Source organism: Pantoea sp. ABR1s (assembly GCF_057812235.1).
Genome location: NZ_CM173823.1, coordinates 2165427 through 2187749 on the forward strand (window position 1 = coordinate 2165427; position 22323 = coordinate 2187749).

28 protein-coding genes are annotated in these 22323 nt (G+C 57.1%); 9 read left to right on the plus strand and 19 right to left on the minus strand.

Annotated elements, in window-relative coordinates:
* Window positions 1–4: 4 nt before the first annotated feature.
* Complete coding sequence (locus tag ACXKZD_RS10115; RefSeq protein ID WP_010245009.1) at window positions 5–769, plus strand: ABC transporter ATP-binding protein; 765 nt, start codon at window positions 5–7, stop codon at window positions 767–769.
* A gap of 70 nt (window positions 770–839) precedes the next feature.
* Here ACXKZD_RS10115 and ACXKZD_RS10120 read toward each other — a convergent pair whose 3' ends face one another.
* A complete protein-coding gene (locus tag ACXKZD_RS10120; protein ID WP_003853539.1) occupies window positions 840–1478 on the minus strand; it encodes an RpiB/LacA/LacB family sugar-phosphate isomerase in 639 nt (212 codons plus the stop codon).
* A 139-nt stretch (window positions 1479–1617) separates the two neighbouring features.
* On the opposite strand from ACXKZD_RS10120, the gene ACXKZD_RS10125 reads away from it, so the two are divergent.
* The 3 genes from ACXKZD_RS10125 to ACXKZD_RS10135 all read left to right on the plus strand — a co-directional run bounded on the left by ACXKZD_RS10125 (window position 1618) and on the right by ACXKZD_RS10135 (window position 3269).
* Window positions 1618–1947, plus strand: coding sequence for a cupin domain-containing protein (locus ACXKZD_RS10125; protein WP_010245017.1), 330 nt, complete (start codon window positions 1618–1620; stop codon window positions 1945–1947).
* Window positions 1948–2213: 266 nt separating this feature from the next.
* Entirely contained in the window at window positions 2214–2453 is a 240-nt protein-coding gene (locus ACXKZD_RS10130; protein WP_010245020.1) for a hypothetical protein, read from the plus strand.
* Window positions 2454–2774: 321 nt separating this feature from the next.
* Window positions 2775–3269 carry a P-loop nucleotide/nucleoside kinase family protein gene (locus ACXKZD_RS10135; protein ID WP_050679528.1) on the plus strand — a complete coding sequence of 165 codons (495 nt, stop codon included), beginning with the start codon at window positions 2775–2777 and terminating at the stop codon, window positions 3267–3269.
* Between the two features lie 19 nt (window positions 3270–3288).
* Here ACXKZD_RS10135 and ACXKZD_RS10140 read toward each other — a convergent pair whose 3' ends face one another.
* Complete coding sequence (locus tag ACXKZD_RS10140) at window positions 3289–4182, minus strand: dihydrodipicolinate synthase family protein (protein ID WP_010670125.1); 894 nt, start codon at window positions 4180–4182, stop codon at window positions 3289–3291.
* Between the two features lie 125 nt (window positions 4183–4307).
* Here ACXKZD_RS10140 and ACXKZD_RS10145 point away from each other — a divergent pair, with 125 nt between their 5' ends.
* The 5 genes from ACXKZD_RS10145 to ACXKZD_RS10165 all read left to right on the plus strand — a co-directional run bounded on the left by ACXKZD_RS10145 (window position 4308) and on the right by ACXKZD_RS10165 (window position 8173).
* Window positions 4308–4622 (plus strand): antibiotic biosynthesis monooxygenase family protein, encoded by a 315-nt coding sequence (locus tag ACXKZD_RS10145; protein ID WP_010245030.1) that lies wholly within the window; start codon window positions 4308–4310, stop codon window positions 4620–4622.
* Window position 4623: 1 nt separating this feature from the next.
* On the plus strand, window positions 4624–5007 hold the full coding sequence (locus ACXKZD_RS10150) for an amino acid-binding protein (protein WP_010245033.1): 384 nt from the start codon (window positions 4624–4626) through the stop codon (window positions 5005–5007).
* A gap of 4 nt (window positions 5008–5011) precedes the next feature.
* A complete protein-coding gene (locus ACXKZD_RS10155; RefSeq protein ID WP_287059310.1) occupies window positions 5012–5722 on the plus strand; it encodes an ArsR/SmtB family transcription factor in 711 nt (236 codons plus the stop codon).
* Window positions 5723–6045: 323 nt separating this feature from the next.
* A complete protein-coding gene (locus ACXKZD_RS10160) occupies window positions 6046–7353 on the plus strand; it encodes an MFS transporter (RefSeq protein ID WP_488982083.1) in 1308 nt (435 codons plus the stop codon).
* 10 nt (window positions 7354–7363) lie between these two features.
* Window positions 7364–8173, plus strand: a complete 810-nt coding sequence (locus tag ACXKZD_RS10165; RefSeq protein ID WP_488981579.1) for a molybdate ABC transporter substrate-binding protein — start codon at window positions 7364–7366, stop codon at window positions 8171–8173.
* On the opposite strand, the gene psrA is transcribed toward ACXKZD_RS10165, so the two are convergent.
* The 17 genes from psrA to ACXKZD_RS10250 all read right to left on the minus strand — a co-directional run bounded on the left by psrA (window position 8148) and on the right by ACXKZD_RS10250 (window position 22295).
* Window positions 8148–9047 (minus strand): L-proline-binding transcription factor PsrA, encoded by a 900-nt coding sequence (psrA, locus tag ACXKZD_RS10170; RefSeq protein WP_033767197.1) that lies wholly within the window; start codon window positions 9045–9047, stop codon window positions 8148–8150. The genes ACXKZD_RS10165 and psrA overlap by 26 nt on opposite strands.
* 105 nt (window positions 9048–9152) lie before the next feature.
* On the minus strand, window positions 9153–9593 hold the full coding sequence (locus tag ACXKZD_RS10175; RefSeq protein WP_191923391.1) for a thiol-disulfide oxidoreductase DCC family protein: 441 nt from the start codon (window positions 9591–9593) through the stop codon (window positions 9153–9155).
* Window positions 9562–10185: a P-loop nucleotide/nucleoside kinase family protein gene (locus tag ACXKZD_RS10180; protein ID WP_488981580.1), complete on the minus strand. Its 624-nt coding sequence runs from the start codon at window positions 10183–10185 to the stop codon at window positions 9562–9564. Before ACXKZD_RS10180 ends, ACXKZD_RS10175 begins: the two co-directional genes overlap by 32 nt.
* A complete protein-coding gene (locus ACXKZD_RS10185; RefSeq protein WP_010245049.1) occupies window positions 10182–10619 on the minus strand; it encodes a PTS sugar transporter subunit IIA in 438 nt (145 codons plus the stop codon). Before ACXKZD_RS10185 ends, ACXKZD_RS10180 begins: the two co-directional genes overlap by 4 nt.
* 9 nt (window positions 10620–10628) lie before the next feature.
* Entirely contained in the window at window positions 10629–10898 is a 270-nt protein-coding gene (locus ACXKZD_RS10190) for a hypothetical protein (protein ID WP_010245053.1), read from the minus strand.
* A 95-nt stretch (window positions 10899–10993) separates the two neighbouring features.
* A complete protein-coding gene (locus tag ACXKZD_RS10195) occupies window positions 10994–11836 on the minus strand; it encodes a class II fructose-bisphosphate aldolase (protein WP_010245055.1) in 843 nt (280 codons plus the stop codon).
* Window positions 11823–13190, minus strand: coding sequence for a PTS sugar transporter subunit IIC (locus ACXKZD_RS10200; RefSeq protein ID WP_008925155.1), 1368 nt, complete (start codon window positions 13188–13190; stop codon window positions 11823–11825). The genes ACXKZD_RS10195 and ACXKZD_RS10200 overlap by 14 nt, the downstream gene beginning before the upstream one ends.
* Window positions 13183–13497, minus strand: coding sequence for a PTS sugar transporter subunit IIB (locus tag ACXKZD_RS10205; RefSeq protein ID WP_010245062.1), 315 nt, complete (start codon window positions 13495–13497; stop codon window positions 13183–13185). Before ACXKZD_RS10205 ends, ACXKZD_RS10200 begins: the two co-directional genes overlap by 8 nt.
* A 10-nt stretch (window positions 13498–13507) precedes the next feature.
* Window positions 13508–14488, minus strand: a complete 981-nt coding sequence (locus ACXKZD_RS10210; RefSeq protein ID WP_488981581.1) for a 6-phosphofructokinase — start codon at window positions 14486–14488, stop codon at window positions 13508–13510.
* Window positions 14489–14946: 458 nt separating this feature from the next.
* Entirely contained in the window at window positions 14947–15531 is a 585-nt protein-coding gene (locus ACXKZD_RS10215) for a YceI family protein (protein WP_010245067.1), read from the minus strand.
* Window positions 15532–15645: 114 nt separating this feature from the next.
* Window positions 15646–17922, minus strand: a complete 2277-nt coding sequence (gene pqqF, locus ACXKZD_RS10220) for a pyrroloquinoline quinone biosynthesis protein PqqF (RefSeq protein ID WP_488981582.1) — start codon at window positions 17920–17922, stop codon at window positions 15646–15648.
* A complete protein-coding gene (pqqE, locus tag ACXKZD_RS10225; protein WP_161793189.1) occupies window positions 17922–19088 on the minus strand; it encodes a pyrroloquinoline quinone biosynthesis protein PqqE in 1167 nt (388 codons plus the stop codon). The genes pqqF and pqqE overlap by 1 nt, the downstream gene beginning before the upstream one ends.
* Window positions 19051–19329: a pyrroloquinoline quinone biosynthesis peptide chaperone PqqD gene (pqqD, locus tag ACXKZD_RS10230; protein ID WP_488981583.1), complete on the minus strand. Its 279-nt coding sequence runs from the start codon at window positions 19327–19329 to the stop codon at window positions 19051–19053. Before pqqD ends, pqqE begins: the two co-directional genes overlap by 38 nt.
* A 3-nt stretch (window positions 19330–19332) precedes the next feature.
* The gene (pqqC, locus tag ACXKZD_RS10235) at window positions 19333–20088 is read right to left on the minus strand and encodes a pyrroloquinoline-quinone synthase PqqC (RefSeq protein ID WP_010245074.1); all 756 of its coding nucleotides are present in this window, start codon (window positions 20086–20088) and stop codon (window positions 19333–19335) included.
* 3 nt (window positions 20089–20091) lie between these two features.
* Complete coding sequence (gene pqqB, locus ACXKZD_RS10240; protein WP_061901461.1) at window positions 20092–21009, minus strand: pyrroloquinoline quinone biosynthesis protein PqqB; 918 nt, start codon at window positions 21007–21009, stop codon at window positions 20092–20094.
* A 54-nt stretch (window positions 21010–21063) separates the two neighbouring features.
* On the minus strand, window positions 21064–21135 hold the full coding sequence (gene pqqA / locus ACXKZD_RS10245) for a pyrroloquinoline quinone precursor peptide PqqA (RefSeq protein ID WP_010245082.1): 72 nt from the start codon (window positions 21133–21135) through the stop codon (window positions 21064–21066).
* Between the two features lie 143 nt (window positions 21136–21278).
* A complete protein-coding gene (locus ACXKZD_RS10250; RefSeq protein WP_033757585.1) occupies window positions 21279–22295 on the minus strand; it encodes a dipeptidase in 1017 nt (338 codons plus the stop codon).
* Window positions 22296–22323 lie beyond the last annotated feature (28 nt).

Below are 22323 nucleotides of genomic sequence, written 5' to 3' on the forward strand. Positions count from 1 at the left end.
TACGATGATTGAGGTAAAAAATCTCAACCTGAGTTTCGGTGAAGAGGGTCGCCGTAATCAGGTGCTGTTCGACGTCAGCCTGCAGGTTAAACAGGGTGAAATCTTCGGACTGGTCGGTGAGTCGGGCTCGGGCAAAACCACGGTGCTGAAGTGTCTGGCGGGCCTGTTTAATCACTGGCAGGGAGAGCTGACCATTGATGGCCAGCCGCTGGCGCACCGCATCGATCGGGCGCGCTGCCGTCAGGTGCAGATGGTGTTTCAGGACCCTTATGGCTCGCTGCATCCGCGTCACACACTGGGCGATATTCTTGAAGAGCCATTACAGATTCAGGGTATCGGGCAGCGCCAGCAGCGCGTCGTGGCAATGCTGGATAAGGTCGGGCTGAATCGTGCCTGGCAGACGCGTTATCCGCACCAGCTTTCCGGTGGTCAGCGTCAGCGCGTGGCGATTGCCCGGGCGCTGATTTTAGAGCCGCGCGTGCTGCTGCTGGATGAGCCGACCTCCGCGCTGGATGTTTCGGTGCAGGCGGAGATCCTCAATCTGCTCAGCGATCTGCAGCAGCAGGAGAACCTGACCTATCTGATGGTGACACACGATCTCGGCGTGGTGGCGCACCTCTGCCATCGCGTGGCGGTTATGCAACAGGGCAAGGTGCTGGAGACGCTGGATGTGCCGACGCTGGTGGCCGACCGCGCCGCGATGCCCTACACCCGGATGCTGGTGGAGGCGAGTCGCCATTACAATCCGGCGCTGGCGCAGCAGAGCTGACGTTCAGCTGATGTCGGGAAAGAGAGAATAAAAAAAGGCCGGAAAAACCGGCCTTATGACCCCGGATGCGTTAGTGGGTCAGCTGACGCACAAAAGCGACGATTTCCTGATTTTTGCCATGCTCAAACAGACACTGCTGGAAGCGTGGGCCACTAACGGCAGTACGCACCAGTTCAGGGTCGATGGCGCGCAGCGTGTCGAGGTAGTTCTCTTTGATCACGGCAGCTTTGACCTGATTCAGCAGACCGGCATTACGCACCTGCGGCTCTTTACGCTCTGGCGGATAGCCATTGCCCTTCTCGCCGGTGAAGGCTTTTTCAAAGATAAAGCGCAGGTTAAGTTCAGCGCCCCAGCCAAAGCCTTTGGCGAACGGCAGAGATAAGGCATTACCGTTGTTGATCTGGGCAAACAGGTAGGCATCCGCCGGATCGATACAGTAGCCGCAGACGACGCCCGGGTGAATGTTAAGCGACATCAGCGCGCCCTGCCCGGTGCCGCAACCCGCGACCACGAAATCCACGGCCTGGCTGTTGAGCAACACGCTGGCCTGAATGCCGAGGTGAATATAGGTCAGGTGGTGATCCTGCTCATCGCTCATACCGACGTTGAAGACCTGATGGCCCAGTGGCTGTGCGACGCCTTCCAGTTCTTTCAGCACGGTAACGTTTTTAGCGGCCTGGCTGTTTTCCATCATTAACGCGATTTTCATGATCTACCCTTATAAATTAATTGAAACACCGTTTCATTTTAGTGAAAAACCACTAAAGTGCATAAACTAATTCACCCGAGTGCTGTGAGATCCATCACAAAACGGTCACCGCAGCAGGGGCAACCGCAGGAGGATTGCGATGTTTATCTACCATAAAGAGCGACCACTGGAAGATCTGGGCAACGGCGTGACCCGCCGCGTGCTGGCGTACGGCGGCACCATGATGGCGGTAGAAGTGATTTTTGAGAAAGAGGCTGTCGGCCCGCTGCATCACCATCCCCACGAGCAGCTGACCTATGTGCTGAGCGGACGTTTTGCCTTCACCATCAATGGTGAAACGCGTGAGGTGGGCGCAGGAGATACGCTCTATAAAGCGCCCAATGTGGTTCATGGCTGTGTCTGTCTTGAGGCGGGCACATTACTGGATACGTTTACACCGCAGCGCGAAGATTTCCTGACCGCTAAATAGTGCATGCGGCCCGGTGGGCCGCCTGTTGACCTGACGCAGGACTGACCTGGTTTTTCCCGTCTCCGCATCCTGCCTCAGGCCCGCAGAATTTTTCTGAAATTCCTTCTCCCGCTAACTTAATGATTAGCTGACATTTACGCCGCAACCGCGCTGCGCTTAGCTTCGTCCTGAAAATCAATCGGGCAGATTCCTGTACAAATTCCGGATCGTTGTATAAGTTTAATAGCAATCGCCGAACATTTTTTAACCCGAAACAGGACAATATTATGCCAATGCAAAACACCCTCACGTTGCCGGTGAATCACAGTGGCCCGGTCAAAAATGAGTTTAGTTCATCCTTTGCCGTGTCTGAACAGGACAAACTCAACTTTCTGATCGAAGAGTTACTGGAAGCGGGCAAGGAAAAAAGCTGTATGGAACTGCTGCGCCATCTGGCATCCGCAGACAGTGCAGAAGAAGAGGCATGCTGCCGCGAACTGCTGACGTTGCTGATGGCACAAAAATGAAGTCAGTTGCCAGCTGTTCAGCGCCAATTCCCCCCTTTCTGAAAGCGTATCTGATATTGCACTCAACGCCTGACCGCACTTCCCCGTTCAGGCGTGTCAACATGCCCAGCGAAAGCCGCGGTTTTTTCTGAATGCAGTAACGCCCGCAGCAGCAGAGACTGTTACGCGCGGTAAACCGGGTTTTACTCACCAGCAACTTTTTGCCTCTCATTGCTTATCTCTCCCCTGTTTTGTTAGCCTGAATCCCGCTTCGGCGAGACCTGCTTTACTTTCCCTTCGCGTAATGCGCGCGGTTCACTATCAGGCTGACACAGGAGTGATATGACCATGACTTTTGCCCCCGCCACGCTGCATCTGCTGTGTGGAAAAATTGCCTCCGGGAAATCGACGCTGGCGGCGAAGCTGAGTGCCGCCCCCGGTTGCGTGGTGATCAGCGAGGATCAGTGGCTCGCCGCGCTTTATCAGGACGAGATGCAGTCGGTGGCCGATTACGTGCGCTATGCGGCAAAACTCAGAAAGGCGATGACGCCTCATCTGGTCGCGCTGCTTAACGCAGGGGTGTCGGTGGTGCTCGATTTTCCTGCCAACACCCGGGCGAATCGCGACTGGATGATGTCGGTGATTAAGGCATCCTCTGCCGACCATCGTCTGCATTATCTGGACGTACCGGATGCGCTGTGTAAATCGCGCCTGCACGCCCGAAATCAGGGCGGCGAACACGCCTTTGCCGCAACGGACGAGCAGTTCGCGCTGATTACCCGCTATTTCGAAGCGCCGCAGGAGGAAGAAGGCTTTAACCTGGTGCGCCACGGTTAATGCCTTCTGGCGCGGGATCTTAAGAGAGGTCGAGTGCCGCGAGCACGTCAGCAATCTGCTGGCAGTGCGCATCGGAGAGCGGCTGCAGCGGGCGCGGCAGGCAGTCGCGTTCGGTCAGTCCCAGCAGCCCCGCCGCGGCGCTGATCACCCGGAAACTCCCGCCATGCTGGCGGAACAGCGCCCATAACGGCTGCAGGCGATCGGACTGCGCCCTGACGCTCTGATGGTCGCCTGCGGCCGCCGCTTCGGTCATCGCTTTTGCAACGCGCGGAAAGAGCCCACCGCACACCGAATACCAGCCATCACAGCCCGCAATCAGCCCGTTGGCGGCAGAAGCATCGCCACTGACGCCAATCGATACGGAATCTGGCAGCGTGCCGCGCAGCTGAGCGAGGCGATCGTTAGCCGCAGATTGCTCCGCCGGTACACCAGGAATTTTCACTGACCCGACACCGGAAAGTGCGGCGATCCGGCTCAGCAGCGCATCGGAAAACGTAAAATGGGTGGTGCCGGGATTGTCATAGATACAGACTGGCACCGAGGCGTGTCGCGTCACGGTCTCGAAAAGCGTGAACACCTCATCTTCATTCAACGTCTGATAACCCAGCGGCGGCAGCAATAACGCGGCCGCGCCCGCCTGTTGCGCGTCCTCCGCCAGCGACAGCACCTCGTCAGTGCCCACCGCACCAATGCAGATCATCACCGGAATCGACTCTGCATGTTCCACCGCCAGTCCTGCGATGCGCCTGCGCTGCGCGCGGGTGAGATAGGCGTAGCTGCCGGTGGACCCCAGCACGCCAAGGGAATCGACTTTTGCATCAGTCAGCCTGCGCAGCAGCCGCAAAAAAGCCGCTTCATCGGGCTTGCCTGCCGCAAAGGGAGTAAGGGGGAACGCACTGAGTCCGCTGAACATATCATCTGCTCCATTACAAGATTGCACCGGCTGGAGGTCGCCCCTGCAGCCATATTTCGTTACCGGCCGAAGCATCAACCCGCCCCGCCCGCTATTTTTGCGCTATCACCCAAAGGAGGATAGCGATGATTGCCGTACTATTTGAAGCCGAAGCCCGACCCGAACACCAGATGCGTTACCTGCAACTGGCTGCCGACCTTAAACCGCTGCTGATGCAAAACAGCGGGTTTATCTCTCTTGAGCGCTTTCAAAGCCTGACCGATGAGAAAAAAATTCTCTCGCTCTCCTGGTGGCGCGATGAAGAATCGGTGCTGGCCTGGAAGCGCAACCTCTGTCACCAGGCCGCACAGCGTGAAGGCCGCGAGACCCTTTTTGCCGGTTACCGTCTTCGCATCGTCACGCTGATCAGAGAATATGCCTCACAACAGGGAGTAAATTAACATGTTCGATATTCATGTCATCCTGCAAAATAGTCCAGGCACACTTTCCCGGCTCACCACGCTGCTGGGCCGTCATGGGATTGGCCTGGAAGGCGGCGGCCTGTTCTCCTTTGGTGAACAGAGCCACGCTCATTTTCTGGTCGAGGAAGGCGAACGGGCGCGGGCCGTGCTTGAAGCAGAAGGTATCGCCGTCGAGGCAGTTAACGTCCCGCTTATTCGCAGGTTACCGCAACAGCGTCCCGGCGAGCTGGGAGCGATCACTGCACGCCTTGCCGATGCCGGAATCAACATCCTGGTGCAATACAGCGATCACGCTAACCAGCTGATCCTGATCACCGATAACAATCGATCAGCCGCCGGGCTGACCACAGAATGGGCACTGTAATCTGATGGCAACTCCACAACCGCATAACGCACCTGACGATAGCGAAGCACTTGAGAATGCGATTGTGGGCGTCGCCGCCGCAATGGCCGATCCGTCACGGGTGAAGATGCTGTCCGCGCTGATGGATGGACGCGCCTGGACCGCGACCGAACTCAGTGCCGTCACCGACGTGGCGCCCTCAACCGCCAGCGCCCATCTGAACCGGTTGATCACCAGCGGCTTGATCGTCTGCGTGGCGCAGGGGCGTCACCGTTATTACCGACTGACCGGCAGTGACATCGCTACGCTGATTGAGAACATGATGGGCGTGTCGTGGCGACGGATTGCCGCGCCGGCGAGCACCACCCCAACATCGCTTCGCACCGCCCGCACCTGTTACGACCATCTGGCCGGTGATATTGCGGTGCAGATCTATGCCGCAATGGCGCAACAGGGCTGGATCACACCGGAAGGCAGCGCTGTCACCTTATATGGACAGCAGCAGTTTGCGGCGTTGCAGGTTGATCTGTCACAGCCCGGACGCCGCAGAGCCTGCTGTGGCTGTCTCGACTGGAGTGAGCGCCGGTTCCATCTCGGCGGCTACGCGGGTGCAGCGCTGCTGAGTGCCTTTGAAACGCAGGGCTGGCTAACCCGGCAGCCTGGCTACCGTGAAGTGGTTTTTACCGTAGCGGGCGTCCGACATTTACATCAGATTTTTGGCATAACCTTTCCCTGACGCCTTGCTGCCTGCGTTCTGAACCCTCTTTGCCGCCAGACTCTGCGCTGATGGCCTCAGACAAGCCAGATTCCCCCTATTCGCCTGCAACACGCTTATGAAATCTGTCACATTTCCGCAAACTCATCTCAAACCCACTAACAGGCACAAAAAAACCACCCCGCCACTTAACCCATTGAATCAAAATAATTTTAAGTGATAACGCCTGGCAATCATGCGGCTGGCACATTAATCGATGCCCTTTTTGCACTTATTTAGCGCCGGGCGCTGATCCACTCTTCAGTGACAGGCGCGGCAAAAAGCGTCATACCTTACTGGAGCTACTGATGCAGACAACCTCACCCATGACTCACCGCGCCAGGATTGGCGCAATATTCCGTGTTACCTCAGGCAACTTTCTCGAACAGTTCGACTTCTTCCTGTTCGGTTTCTATGCCACCTATATCGCCCATACCTTTTTCCCTGCCAGCAGTGAGTTCGCCTCACTGATGATGACCTTTGCCGTGTTTGGTGCAGGCTTCCTGATGCGCCCGATTGGCGCGGTAGTGCTGGGCGCTTACATCGATAAGGTCGGTCGTCGTAAAGGGCTGATCGTCACGCTCTCCATCATGGCGGCAGGCACCTTTATGATCGTGCTGATCCCCTCTTACCAGAGTATTGGCCTGTGGGCGCCGCTGCTGGTGCTGATCGGTCGGCTGCTGCAGGGCTTCTCCGCCGGTGCGGAGCTGGGCGGCGTGTCGGTCTATCTGGCGGAGATCGCCACACCAGGCCGCAAGGGCTTCTACACCAGCTGGCAGTCGGGCAGTCAGCAGGTCGCGATTATGGTGGCGGCGGCGATGGGCTTTATCCTCAACGCGGTGCTGGAAGAGAGCGCCATTCGTGAATGGGGCTGGCGCATTCCGTTCCTGTTTGGCTGCCTGATTGTGCCGTTTATTTTCGTGCTGCGTCGCAAGCTGGAAGAGACCCAGGAGTTCAACAACCGTCGCAGCCATCCCGATGTGAAGCAGGTGTTCCGCATCCTGCTCGCCAACTGGCAGGTGGTGATTGCCGGGATGCTGATGGTAGCGATGACCACGACTGCGTTTTACCTGATTACGGTTTACGCGCCGACCTTTGGCAAGAAAGTGCTGCTGCTCAGCGCCTCTGACAGCCTGCTGGTGACGTTGCTGGTGGCGGTGTCGAACTTTATCTGGCTGCCGATTGGCGGCGCGATCTCCGACCGCTTTGGCCGTAAGCCTGTGCTGGTCGCCATGACCCTGCTGGCAATAGTCACCACCTATCCGGCTCTGAGCATGCTGGCCGCCGCACCGGGCTTCTCGATGATGCTGGGCGTGCTGCTGTGGCTTTCAATGAGCTATGGTCTCTACAACGGCGCGATGATCCCGGCGCTGACCGAAATCATGCCAGCGGAAGTGCGCGTGGCGGGCTTCTCGCTGGCCTATAGCCTGGCAACTGCGCTGTTTGGCGGATTTACGCCGGTGATGTCAACCGGCCTGATTGAGATGACCGGCGATAAAGCCTCGCCAGGCTACTGGATGAGTTTTGCAGCAGTCTGCGCCCTGGGGGCAACACTTTATCTCTATCGTCGTACACGCAGTGCCGTATCGCCTGCCCATGAAACCGTTAGCTGAGGAACGTAAAATGAAACTGAAAACGATGTCGCTTTACGCTGCTCTGCTGTTCAGCGTGGCGGGCAGCGCCACGGCGCAGGCAAAAGAGCTGACGGTGATGATCTCCGGCGGGTTTAAAGCAGCGTGGGATACGCTCTCGCCCCGCTTCGCCCAGCGTGAAGGGATCACTATCAACACCGTCGCCGGTCCGTCTATGGGTAAAACCCCGCAGGCGATTCCGGCACGACTGGCGCGCGGTGAACCGGCCGATGTGGTGATTATGGTCGGCGATGCGCTAAGCGATCTGCAAAAGCAGGGCGAGACGCTGTCGGGTACACGGGTTGAGCTGGCAGACTCCCGCATCGGCGCGGTGATCAGACAGGGTGCCACGCCGGTTAAGATCGGCAGCGAAAGCGCGCTGCGTACTGCTCTGCTGAACGCCAGCTCCATCGCCTACTCTGACAGCGCCAGCGGTAAGTATGTCAGCAGCCAGCTGTTCAGCCGCCTGGGCATTGAAGATCAGGTTAAGGGGAAAGCGGTGAAGGTTGAGCGCATCCCGGTGGCCTCAGAGGTCGCGGCCGGTAAATACGCTATCGGCTTTCAGCAGGTCAGTGAGCTGCTGCCGGTGCCAGGCGTCACTTTTATTGGGGAACTGCCGGACAAGCTGCAATACACCACCCGCTTCGCCGGTGCCGTGGTGCGCAAGTCAGCGCAGCCGGATGAGGCGGCTAAGCTGCTGCGCTGGCTCGCCTCCTCTGAGGCACAACAGGCGGTGCACGCCAGCGGACTGCACACCGTGAAAGCGTCAAAACCGGTCAGAGACGCTGATACTGTTCAATAATCAGGTTCTCCAGTTCGCCCGCAATGTGCGACAGCGTCCGGCCATTTTTACGTAGCAGACCCACGGTGCGTTTCACCTGCGGATCGGTCAATGGAACCGCCATCAGCAGGGCGTGATCGTAGCCAGGCATCGACATGGCGGGGACGGCAGCAATGCCGAGCCCCGCCTCAACCATCCCCAGCATGGTGGTGACGTGCCGGGTTTCACAGATACAGGGTTTCTCCGGCATGATCGCCTGCAGCGCCTGATCCAGCAGGTTGCGATTGCCGGAGGTTTTATCCAGCCCGACCCACTCATACTGGTAAAACGCCTGCCAGCTCAGACTCTTTTTGCCAGCTACAGGATGGTCACGCCGACAGGCCGCCACGTAGGGATCATCCATCAGCGGCTGGAAATGCACATCCGGCTGCGAGCGGCTGGAAAAACTGATGCCAAAGTCGGCCTGACCGCCAATCACCGCGTCATAAACGTTAGCCGCACTGCTGTCGATCAGTTTGACTCGTACGCGGGGATAGCGCGCCTGAAACAGCCGGATAATGTTGGGCATAAAGTAGTAGGCGGCTGACGGCACGCAGGCCACGGTAATCAGGCCAGTGCGGGCTAAGCTCACCTCACTGAGATCGGCCATGACCTCCTCAAAATCAGCCAGCAACTTATCCGAGCGCTGAGCAAACGCATGCCCCTTCAGGGTCAGCGTGACGCGGCGCGTGGTACGCTCAAACAGTTTGATCCCCAGCGAGGTTTCCAGCTTATCTATCCGGCGGCTCAGCGCCGACTGTGAGAGGCAGATCGATTCTGCCGCCAAGCGAAAATTGCCAAACTCCACCAGCGCGCGAAACGCATAGAGATCGTTGAGATCGAAATTAACCGGCATAAATCCCTCTGACCGCTTCCTGAAAGCATCACATTTATCTAACATTCGGTGGACATAACAATAACATCATTGTTCTCATTGCCAGCTGCGACTGGCTGTTAAAGATTAGTGAGCTGTATCAACCTGATGCAGAAAACGTCCGGGATAATCGGGTTGGATAGCGTGCTGGGCGCTGTAACGCCCAAACAGCTTATAGCGGTTTAACGCGATACGGTCGTAGGCAAAGTTACTGATCGCGTCGGGAAAGTGGCGCAGCACCGCCAGCCCGCGCCAGGGTGCCGGCAGGTGCTGCATCACGCGGAACACCGCCTGCGCCCGCAGCCAGTGCTGGTTATCGGCAATGTAGACAATGGTGCTGATGTTCTCTTCCGGCAGTCCGGCCCAGCGCAGCAGCGCTTTGCCCTGCTCGCTCTGCACTGAGGCAAAACGGACCTGCCGCGCCAGATGGTGACGCAGCAGGAACTGAACCCAGCCGTTACACAGCTTACAGACGCCGTCATAGAGCACGGCGCTCTCACCGGTTTGCAGATACGGGGGCAATGACATCCTGCAACTCCTCACTCCTCTGATGATGAACTGAAGTGTAGCGGGTTCTGGTCAGTTGCTGCTGCAGCCAGTGAATGACGGCAGCGTGATCCTGAACGCAGGCATCAACCTCATACACCGCTCCCAGCGCCATCGGCCTGGCCTGTTGCGCCAGCTGGCGCAGTTCCGGCAGATACTCAGCCCCCGGATGGCCCGGCAGCCGCTGCGACAGCCGCGCCTGGTAGCGCGCCACCGCCGCTTCCGGTTCAATCTTCAGCCACAGCTCCAGCGCCTCTTCCACGCCAGCCTGTTTCAGTCCCTGCTCCAGCAGCGTACGGGGCTGGAACCCAAACCAGGCGTCGATCAGCCAGATCTGACTGGCGGGAGCCTGTTCGACGATGTTCCAGATCGCCTGATAGGCCGCGCAGCCCAGTTGCCGGTTACGCTGGCGATCGACCGGCGCAAAAGCGTGCATAAAGGGTTCTTTCAGGCTATCGAGCGTCAGCACCGGCCAGCCAAAGTGTTGTGACAGCGCGTGCGTCAGGGAGCTTTTACCCGATGCCGGAATGCCATTAACCAGCACCACGCGTTTTAACGGTGTTTTTAGCGTCATAAAATATCAATGACCTCCGCGACACTGCTGGCCTGACGTAACCGGACCAGCGTCTCCTCATCTTCCAGCAGCGACACAATCGCGCGGATCCCCTCTTCGATATGGGCATTGCTGTCACGCGCACCAAACATAATCACAATGTCCGCTTTGTCACTGCCCTCAAACGAGATCGGCTCATTCAACAGAATCATACTGAAACAGTCGCGGATCACCCCTGCGTCCGGTCGCGCATGGGGAATGGCGATCCCCTCCTCAAACACGTAGTAAGCGCCATGGGCCAGCGTATTGGCGATGACCGCATCAGGATAAGAAGCATCGAGATAGCCGCCACTGACCAGGGGTTCGGCAGCCAGCGCGATAACCTGACGCCAGTCCGTGGCGTCGATACCAATCTGAATAGCGTTTGCCTCTTGCAATAACTGCTTAATCGTCATCAGCTCTCCTTAAATCGACTGGCGAACCACATTGCGTAATTCATCGATTTTGACAAACAGCGCATCAATTTCATTGCGATAGCGACGGCTTTTCGCAAATAAGCTTAATGCCCGGTTATATTCCAGCATTAATTGTTTTTGCGTTTCGCCATCACGCGGATTAATAGCCAGCTGCTGCTCCAGTTGCGTTATTTTCTCGCGACTTAATTCCGCCAGATGATCCTGCTGCTGCTCGCTGGGTTGTTCCACAGCCGGAGACTTTTTTAAGAATCCAAACATAGGCTCTCCTGCCCCGTAGCATGTCGGGGTGGCTCAGATTAATAGGTAATTATAAAAGGTTTGACGCAATAAGCCGGTGATGGCGAAACGGGTGATTACCGGAATAACTGCATCTTCTCTACCAGCACACTGGTTACCGCATCATTGGCCGGCACCAGGAAATTACGCACGCTGTCATTGACCTTACCTTTTTCAAAGGTCGATTTGCACTGCGCCACCCACTGAACATTCATTTCGGTGCCGACATTGACCTTCTCAATACCGCTGCTGACCGCCAGCCGCATATCTTCATCGCTGACGCCGGTGCCGCCGTGCAGCACCAGTGGCGTGTGGGTTGCCGCCGTGATATCTGCCAGCCGCTGATGCTGAATATGCGCTTTACCGGTGTAAAGCCCATGCACGGTGCCGATGGAGATCGCCAGCATATCGACGCCGGTCTCTTCGACAAAGCGGCGCGCATCTTCCACCGGCGTAAACGCAATCGCCTCCATTTCCACACATTTACCATCTTCCGAGCCGCCAATCGCGCCCAGCTCCGCTTCTACCGAAACATTGTGCGGACGCGCCATATCAATCACCCGGCGGGTATTGGCAATATTCTCCTCAATTGACAGATGGGACCCGTCATACATCACGGAACTGAATCCGGCATCAATCGCGGTCTGAATCGCCGCTAAATCGGAACAGTGATCGAGATGCAGACAGGTCGGGACATTTTTGCTCTCTGACAGCGATTTAATGGCATCGACCAGTAATTTATGACCGAGATATTTTGCCGTACCGGTGGAGATCTGAATCATTAACGGACTATTGGTTTTCTCTGCCGCTTTAAAATAGGCGGGCAGCATCTCCAGGCAGTGAAGATTAAAAGAACCCACCGCTTTAAAGTCGCGCTGTTTAGCCAGCTGTAACAGATCGGCGAAGTTATAAAGTTTCATGGATTTTTTCCTCTTGAGGTTTTGTGGATTTGCCATTAACAAACCAGGCAAGCGCGGTAACAAAGGCAATAAACAGGGCGACGAACAGCCAGTTATTCTGGAAGGCGTGGCCGAGCACCAGGCCGGTACTGATGACATCTGAGTCACTGAAGGTCACACCGGTGAAGCCATAGCTCTCCAGCATCGGCACCAGGATGGCGGGCAGAATGGTGATAAAGAGGCCGTGGACGAAGCCGCCGATCATCGCGCCGCGCCTTCCACCCATGGCATTACCAAATACCCCGGCGGTGCCACCGGCAAAGAAGTTGGTCAGCAGGCCAGGCAGGATCATCGCCAGACCAAACATCGGGAAGACGAGCATGCCGACAATTGAGCCGAGCGTGGTGGCGAGAAAGCCAACAATCACCGCGTTCGGGGCATAGGGAAACATCACCGGGCAGTCCAGCGCCGGTTTGGCATCCGGCACGACACGCATGGCGATACCACGGAAGGCAGGCACCAGCTCGTTAAGCAGCAGGCGGACACCGCTGTAGAGCACGAAGACCCCGGCCACGAACTGAATCGACTGCATAAAGGCGTACATCAGGTAGTTCATGCCGTTGCTGTACTGGGCGATAAACGCCGGTCCGGCCGCCACAGCGGGGATCAGGTACATCGGCACCATCACCAGCGCCATCGACAGATAGGTATCCTGCAGAAACTTGAAGTTATCGGGCAGCTTCAGATCTTCAGTGGATCGCGATCCTTTGCCGACCACTTTGGCGACCGCCGCCGTGACCAGATAACCAATGGTGCAGAAGTGACCCAGGGCAACGTCGTCCGAATCGGTAATACGTCGTACCACCGGCTGCGCCAGCGCAGGCATCACCACGGCCATGATCCCGCCAAAGATACCGCCGGTCAGGATCAGCGGCAGACCGGTCAGCCCCGCTTTATAGCCAATCACCGCGCCAATCGTCGCCATCCACAGCAGGGCCTGGCCGGTGAGGAAGATGTACTTAAAGGGCGTCAGTCGCGCGATGATGATATTGACGATAAAGATCACCAGCAGCGTCAGTGCCACTTCAGACCCCAGCTCACGGTTAGCCAGCCCGGCAATGGCGGCAACATCGGTGATATAGCCGCGCATGCCAAAGCCGTGGGTAAAAATGGTATTGAGGAACGTCAGGGTTCCCACAATAATATTGATACCCGCCATCATAATTAAAAAACCGAGCAGGGTTTTAAAGGTGCCTTCCACCACCTTGCCTGCGGATTTCTTTTGCAGCAGCAGACCAATCAGGGCAATAAAGGCGATCAGAATAGACGCCTGCCCCAGCAGATCTTTTACCAGGAAGTCGATCACACTATTCATGGGCGGCGACCTTTACGTTGCGTTCTTTTAAAAAGGCCAGGATCTTCTGCTCTATTTCCGCTTTATCGGTGAGCCGGTTAAGAATAATGACCCGCTTAATCTGTTCCGGACTGGCGTCGGCATTTAACACATCGGCAAAGGCTTTTTGCGTCAGAATCATGTCCGACTTAAAGGCATTCGCTTCTGAAATGGTGGTGTGATCGATATCGGCCTCAATCTCCAGTTTTTTTAAAACCGCTTTTGCGCTCATCTCAATCGCAAAACTGGATCCTAAGCCACAACCACAGACACATAATATTTTCAGCATGGTTTCCTCCTCACAATATATTGAGTTGTTTAGCGAGTTTGTAATGGTGCCCGTCAATATCGACCAGGCGTTTTTGCATGCTTATTAAATCAATCGGAATCGGTTTATTGCTGCCGTTAATAATGACCGCTTTATTCCGCATGCCTGACTGAATACAACGCACCACTTCACTGGCCATAATGGTGCCCTGATAAATCTCTTCGCAGGTGGGATCACCATTCCGCAGCCCGTAACCGAGGATAGTTTTACGGACGCGTACGCCAATAAGCGGCTCAAGCTGTTTGATTAAGGTGTCGATAGCCCCCTGAAAACCGGGCGAATATTCGCGGGTGTAGCCTTCTGAACAGAGAATGATCACGCTGTTCTGTTCTGCCAGTCGCTGGGTGATGCGCTGCGCCAGCTGTGGCAAAGGAATCTGGCACTCCGGGATCAGCGCAATGTCCGCATTGGATTTAATCGCCGACTGCAGGGTTAATTCGCCGCAGTAGCCGCCGAGTAACTCCAGCATAAATATCCGGCCAGGTAAGGCGCGCCCGGTATTCCGCAGTTTCGCGACCTCTTTTAATACCTGCTCGCAGGCGGTGGAAAAACCCAGGGTGTAATCACTGCCGAAGACATCATTATCGATGGTCATGCCGACGCCGAAACAATTAACGCCAGACTCCGACAGGGTATGGAGAAATTGCAGCGACCCGTCACCGCCCGCCATAATTAACACTTCAATACGGGCGCTTTTCAGCTGGCGGGCAATACATTCATATTCGCTGCGCACCAGTTTCTTTTGCGTGCGTCCCGATTGCATAACCGGAATTGAGGCGATGGCAAAGTCGAGCAGATCACGCTGGCTGATATCACGATGGTTATTTGCCAGCAGGCCGGGAATGCCACCATCAAATATCACGATCTCCGCCTGCGTCAGACGCCCTAACTGGAAGACAAAATTATTAATGCCGGTTACATCACCGCCACTGATCACCATTCCAATTCGCATTTCCCTCACCTCGCTGTCTTAAGCTGCTGAGGGCCATTCTTCCGGTTCGTGGGGTTGCTATTTGCAGAGGAGATCACAGTTACGAGCGGTATTTTTTGGGCGGAGTTATTGACAGGGGTGTCTGAACGGCGGTTTTTGAGATCAAAATCACACTATTCGCGGGAAGGCCGATTAGAGTGAAACGATATAAATCAATGAGTTATTTCAGAAGACATCTGAATTTTATTTCGCCACACAGCGGCACAGAGTGGCTTATTCCGTGCTGTTGCAAATTTGTGACTTTCGCCTCATTTTTCCCGGTTCCGGGCCAGATAAAGCGTTCACAAAATAGTTGATGAGGAGATATCCGGATTATTTTATGGCAGATAAACAGGCGGGCAGAATAGATTTCAGAGGGGAAGAAGGCGCGGAAAAAACGAATAAGGGACGTAGCAGCAAGCCGCTACGCCCCAAAAAGCTTACTTGGCGTAGGCTTCAGTAGACAAAGTCAGAGTGACTTCGTCGCTTACCGCTGGGACATATTTGTCCAGCTTGAAGTCAGAACGCTTGATAGTGCCGGTGGCATCAAAACCAATCGCCTGCTTTTTCACCATCGGATGCTCGCCCTGCTTGTTCAGCGTCGCGTGCAGCGTAACTGGCTTGGTGATCCCTTTCAGGGTCAGGTTGCCTTCAACATCAAATTTGTTGTCGCCCTTCGCCACCACTTTGGTGCTGTGGAAGGTCGCAGTCGGATATTTAGCGGTGTCGAAGTACTCAGCGCCTTTGAATTCTTTGGTCAGCGCAGCCACGTGGCTGTCGATTTTGCTGACTGGCAGGGTCACGTCAACGCGTGATGCCTCTGGATGATCTTTATCAAACACCAGGTTACCGGTTGCATCAGGGATATCAGCGGTAGGGTTTGAGAAGCCGAAGTGGTTCCAGGCAACAATCACCGACGTATGCTCAGGATTCAGCTGGTAGTGCATCGCCTCAGCCTGAGACAACGGGGCGTAGAGGGTGGCAGCGGCTAACAGGGGCAGTGCAATACGTTTGAAGTTTTTCACGGTCAATTCCTTATGCGGACAAAGTGAATTGAGTGTGGTCCAGTTCGCCCGGAATAGACAGTGAAGAGATTTGTCGGTAATTTTCAAATAAATTCAGCAACTTTATACCGGGCGCTACACATTCTCGCCGCCGGTGAACAGCACCCGCCAGCGGCGGCGATCCTGAATCAGCGTGCGGTGAAGCTGTTGCAGATCCGCAAGTGTCAGCGCCTCAATCTGCTTCGTATCCGGTTCTGCCAGGCCATTTTCTGCGCGTAAGCACGCCAGTGGCTGATCCACTTCCCGGCTCAGAAGACGCGCTTTCAGTGCCGCCAGATCGTAACCCGCCAGCGTCTCGTTCAGTGACCGCAGGAAGTTGCGGCAGTAGCGCAGCAGTGACAGCGCGCTGTAATCGGGCGATTGCAGCGCAAACAGTACCCCATCTTCATCGGCACAGCGCATATAGCGGCTGCTCACCACATAACCGATAGGCTGCTCAACGCGATAGCGCTGGAAAAAGCGCGGCTCGTAGATCAGCGCCAGTGCGCGAAGCGCCGCCAGCTGTTCAGGTCGATGCAGCGGGATAAACAGCAGCAGAGCATTGTCCGCGCTGCTGTGTGGCAGGCGCGTCATACCAGTTTGCGTCGTCATGCGCTTTGGCGGCGTGTCAGGGTTAACCGGCAGCGACAGTGCGCTCAGCCGCCGGGCAATCAGTGAATGCAGTGCCGCGTTGCCGCCTTTCAGCGCCGCCCGCCAGCAATGTGGCATAATAGTGGCGGCCAGCTGCCAGGGCAACTGCCGCAGCAGTGCACGGATCGCGATGCTTTCTCCCGAAGAAGGCTGCGCCGCCTCAACCGGCAGCGTCAGTGCGGCGACGATCTGGCTCAGCGCCCGGTCAGCCACTGCCTCATCCGGCGTCAGTTGTAGCGTCAGTTGCCACACGCCCTCCACTTCCTGCCAGCTGCCGTTGCCGCCCTGATGACGCAACGCGGCAAACAGCGGACGTAACCGCCGCCCCAGCGCTTCGCCTGTCGCTTCGGTGAACGTTGACCAGAACTCTGGTCGCAGGATCAGCGTCGCCTGCAGGTCGTCAGGCTGATGATGCGGCAATGCCACCGCCTGTGCGGGCAGCGGCTCAGACGTTAAGGCGGTCTCGAACGGATAGAATGTGAAATTCGCCGGAGGTAGCGCCTCAGACGGGGCTGGTTGCCAGGCGGTCAGAGCAAGGCTGAATCCCTGCGTCTGAAGGGTTTCCTCAGCCGGGTGCGACGTGCAGAACAGCAGCGTGCCCGGCGCGTCGGTAAGACGCGCCAGCAGCGGCTGTAACGCAGGCACGGCTTCATCTGGCGCAAAGCCGATTGCGCGCTGGCGTAACTGCTCCATCGGTGACAGTGTCACAAATCGCTGCTGCGCCAGATGGTGATAGTGTTGATGTTGTGGCTCATTCGTCTGGCGCAGTGCATCCAGATAACGGTCGATCAAGACATTAACGGTTTCGGGTTGATGCGTTTCAACGCCCAGCGCCAGCCAGAGCGCGCCTCCCGCCTGATAGATCCACTTCAGCTCCAGCGACTCCGCCAGCCCCTGCTCACGAAGGGTAGCCAGCAGCGATCCGGGTGCTTCATCCAGCAGAAATTCACGCCATAACGTGACACCGTCACTGTTATCCAGTATCCAGCTGCGCCATAGCGCCCCAGGTGCGGTCTCTGCCAGCTGCCAGCAGGTATCGCTGGTCAGCTGCGGCGGTGGCAGATCCTGTCGCCACTGACCGGAGGGCAGCGCGGCAGCAACGTTACGCGCCAGCTGTTCCAGCTCATCCAGTGAGTGCGGCCCCTGCAGCCAGAGCCGCATATTGCTGGCGAAGTAGTAGCGCTGGTGGAACTGGCGCAGGGCCCGCTGTAGCGCAGAGAGCTCATCGCCAAAACTCGTCCGGCTGCCAATATGGAACCGGTGGAATTCCGCAGGTGACGCGGCGGCGTGCAGCAGTGCCGCTTCAATGCGTGACGGCTGATGACGCTGCAATAGCTGATATTCCGCATCAATCACCGCCACTTCCTGACCGATCGCCTGATTATCAAGCAGCGGATGGCAGACCATATCCTGCAGCCGCGCCAGCCCGTCAGCCAGCAGCGACGGCGTGACCTCAAAAAAGAACGCGCTGCGCCGGGCCAGCGTGGTGGCGTTAACCCTGCCACCCTGCGTCTGAATCCAGCTCATCAACCGGCCCTCATCAGGCCAGCCGGTGCTGCCGGTGAACAGCAGATGTTCCAGCAGATGCGCCAGTCCGGGCCAGCGATCGGGTTCGTTGTGACTCCCCGCGCCCACCTGAATCAGGGCGGCGGCCTGGCTGGCATCGGGCTGATGCACCAGTTCAACCGTCAGACCGTTTATCTCCAGGCAACGCGTTTTCATCAGAGGTTCCGTGTTTTATAGATCAGTTGTGAGTTGCTGCGGTTACGGAACTGCAGCTGACCAATTTTAATGTCGCTGCAATCCGCCTCACGCCGGGCGTCAAGGATTTTGCCGTGATGCGGTGATTTGCTGCAGACCGGATCGGTGTTGTCGGCATTGCCGGTCAGCATGTAAGCCTGACAGCGACAGCCGCCAAAATCTTTCTCTTTCTCATCACAGGAGCGGCATGGCTCTGGCATCCAGTCAAAACCGCGATAACGGTTGAAGCCGAATGAGTTATACCAGATATCGTCCAGACTTTGCGTCAGCACTGAGGGAAATTCTACCGGGAGCTGACGCGCACTGTGACACGGCAGCGCGGTGCCCTCTGGCGTAACGCTGAGGAAGATGGCGCCCCAGCCACCCATGCAGGGCTTAGGGCGCTCTTCGTAGTAGTCTGGCGTCACAAACAGCAGGTTGGTCAGATTGCCGGTGGTGCTCATCCGCTCGCGGTAGGTTTTCACCACCGCCTCTGCGCGGGCGATCTGCTCGCGGGTGGGCAGCAGGCCTTCACGGTTAAGCTGCGCCCAGCCGTAGAACTGACAGGTCGCCAGTTCTACGTCATCCGCTTCCAGCTCAATGCAGAGATCGATGATCCTGTCGATCTGGTCGATGTTATGGCGATGCAGAACAAAGTTCAGCACCATCGGATAGCCGTGGGCTTTCACCGCTTTCGCCATCTCCAGCTTCTGCTGAAACGCTTTTTTCGAACCGGCCAGCGCCGCATTCAGGGTTTCGTCACTCGCCTGGAAGCTGATCTGGATATGATCCAGCCCCGCCTCGCTGAACGCATCCAGCTTCTTCTCCGTCAGGCCGATGCCCGAGGTGATCAGGTTGGTGTAGAAGCCGAGGTCGCGCGCCGCTTTGATCAGCTCCGGCAGATCTTTACGAACCAGCGGCTCGCCGCCCGAGAATCCGAGCTGCACGCTGCCCATCGCCCGCGCCTGACGAAACACCTCAATCCACTGCTCGGTGGTCAGCTCCTTCTCCTGCTGGGCGAAATCCAGCGGGTTGGAGCAGTAGGGACACTGCAGCGGACAGCGATAGGTCAGCTCGGCCAGCAGCCAGAGCGGCGGATTCACGTCAGGTTTATGCGGGGTCACGGAACTGTATCCACTTCTGTTCATAGGCTGATTGCAGGAACTCTAAAACATCTGCACACACGCCGCCCGCTTCCGGAAAACGGCTATCCAGCGTTGCGATAATCGCGGCGATATTCTGCTTGCCATCCACCAGCTCAAGGATGGCGGCGGCGGTTTCGTTCAGCTTCGCCATGCCTTCGGGATAGAGCACCACATGGGTATCCTGGGCGGCTTCCCACTGCATGCGGTAGCCGCGACGAAACGCGGCAATCGAGTTTTCATTCATCTGTTATACCAGTCGGGTGGTGTGCCACGCCGCTTTATCAGTCACGGTGTGATAAGGCGGACGTTTCAGCTCGTATGCCATGGTCATGGCGTCCAGCATGCTCCATAAAATATCGAGCTTAAACTGCAAAATTTCCAGCATGCGGTTTTGCGTCTCAGCGGTGGTGAAATATTCCAGCGCCAGCGCCAGGCCATGTTCCACATCGCGGTTCGCCTGACCCAAGCGACTGCGGAAGTAGAAATAGCCCTCTTCTTTGATCCACGGATAGTGCTGCGGCCAGCTGTCGAGCCGTGACTGGTGGATCTGCGGGGCGAACAGCTCGGTGAGTGAGCTGCAGGCTGCCTCCTGCCAGTTGGCGCGGCGGGCAAAGTTAATATACGCATCCACCGCAAACCGCACGCCTGGTAGCACATGCTGCTCTGAAAGTAGTTCTTCGCGCGTCAGCCCGACCGCCTCGCCCAGCCGCAGCCAGGCCTCAATGCCGCCCTCTTCGCCGTTGCTGCCGTCGTGGTCGAGGATGCGCTGCACCCATTTACGGCGGGTAGCCGGATCGGGGCAGTTGGCCATGATCGCCGCATCTTTCAGCGGAATGGTGGTCTGGTAATAGAAACGATTCGCCACCCAGCCCTGAATCTGCTCGCGCGTGGCCTGACCGTTATGCATCGCGATGTGATACGGGTGATGGATATGGTAGTAAGCGCCTTTGTCGCGCAGGGCCTGTTCAAAAGCCTGCGGCGACAGCGTGTCAGTGATCTGCATGTTTTAGCCCTGAAGGTGGATCGCCATTCCGTCCCAGCTCACCTCTATTCCCTGCTCCGTCAGAAACTGACGCTGCGGTGATTGCTCGTTAAGGATCGGATTGGTGTTGTTAATGTGGATCAGAATTTTGCGTTTTGCCGGCAGCGATGCCAGCAGCGCCATCAGCCCCTGCTCTTCCGCCAGCGCCAGATGGCCCATCGCCTTGCCGGTGTTGTGTCCCACGCCGGTGGTCAGCAGCTCATCATCCTGCCAGACGGTGCCATCAATCAGCAGGCAATCCGCTTTTTGCAGCCACGGCAGGATCACCGCATCCGGCTCGCCCAGGCCTGGCGCGTAGAGCAGCGTCTGGCCATTCGCGCGGTTTTCAATAAACAGCGCCACGTTATGGCCCGGCAGCGGCCGGTCGCGATACGGCGAGTAAGGCGGTGCATTACTGATAATCGGAATCGCGGTGAACTGAAGATCATCACAGACATCGACGCTGAACGGCGTCAGTGGCGCAATGGGACGGTGCTGTAAGCCTCCATTCCAGTGGGTGAGCATAGGAAATATCGGGAAGCCGGTGCTGAGGTCACCATGCACTTCCGGCGTGCACCACACCTGATGCGGACAGCCCTCACGCAGGCTCAGCAGCCCGGTGGTGTGATCGATCTGGCTGTCGGTAAGGATAATCGCGCCGATCGCCGTGCCGCGTAACACCCCTTTGCGGGTCAGTTCTGGCGTATGCAGGATCTGCTGGCTGATGTCGGGTGAAGCGTTGCATAACACCCAATCTTCGCCGTTATCGCTGAGGATAATCGACGATTGCGTGCGTGCCTGGGCCTGGATCGTGCCGTTACGCACGCCGTGGCAGTTGGCGCAGTTACAATTCCACTGCGGAAACCCGCCGCCCGCGGCTGAACCGAGGATTTTGATAAACATAGAGGAAAACCAGAAGTTGAAAAAAAATGCCCGCTCAGAGGGCGGGCAGAACGATTAACGGTTGGAGATGTAGAGAGTCACTTCCAGACCGAGACGCATATCAACGAAAGTTGGTTTTTTCCACATGAGTTACTTCCTCTTGGTTAACAGTAAATGAGCTGCCTGAAATCAGTGTGACCGGCATTTAATGAGACCGCCGTCACAATTTCCAGGCAGATGTTGCGCCAATGGCGCGTCGGGATCAAGCCCGGAACATCAGGAAATTGTTATCACAGCCCGGTCAGATGTAAAACCCGCTGCCAGTTTCCCCATGCCAGTTTCTCTGTCAGTGTCTGATCATAGCCCGCTTCCTGAAAAGCGGCGAGCAATCGCGGCAATCCGCTGACATCGCCCAGCGCAGCCGGTGGAGTAATCCCGTCGAAATCAGAGCCAAAGGCTACATGGTCGCTGCCCATTATCTTCAACAAGTGATCACAATGCTTAACAATTTCTGTTAATGGCGTGTCAGCATCGCGTTTACCGTCGGCGCGCAGAAAAGCGTTGCCGAAATTAATGCCGACCAGACCGCCGCTGTCGCGGATCGCCACCAGCTGGTCATCCGTCAGATTACGCGGCTGCGGACAGAGAGCATGCGCGTTGGAGTGGCTGGCGACCAGCGGCGCGCTGGAGAGCCGGGCGGTGTCCCAAAAGGCTTTTGCGTTCATATGCGACACGTCAATCATCATCTTCAGGTCACTCGCCTGCTGAATCAGCCTCTCTCCGGCGCGGGTCAGGCCTGGCCCGGTATCGGGCGAGCCGGGAAAGGTGCCGCTGACGCCTTCACCAAAGCGGCTGGCCAGATTCCAGAAAGGCCCGATGCTGCGCACCCCCGCCTGCCAGAAGGCGTGCAGCTGCTCGCCCTCCTCATCCAGCGCATCAGCACCTTCGATGTGTGCCACCATCGCCAGTACGCCTGCGGCGCGGCAGGCGGCGATCTCGTCATGGCTGCGGCAGAGTCGCGCCCGCCCGCCTGACGCATCGGCCAGCTGCTGCAGGATCTCAAGCTGTTGCCACATGATCTGAAGCGGTTGAAACGGCTCGTCGGCACGTGCCGGAACGGTGCGGGCAATGTACTCCTGCGGGGGCACAAAGATCGCAAACAGCCCGCCGCCGAGCCCGCCCTGCTGAATGCGCGGAAAATCGAGGTGGCCCTGTTCAATCCCCTGATAAAACGCCTGCGCGGGCGCATCACGATGATGCAGCCAGAGGTTAAGCAACAGATCGTTGTGACCGTCGAAAATCAGCATAAGAGTCCACCCAAATAAACAGGCGACC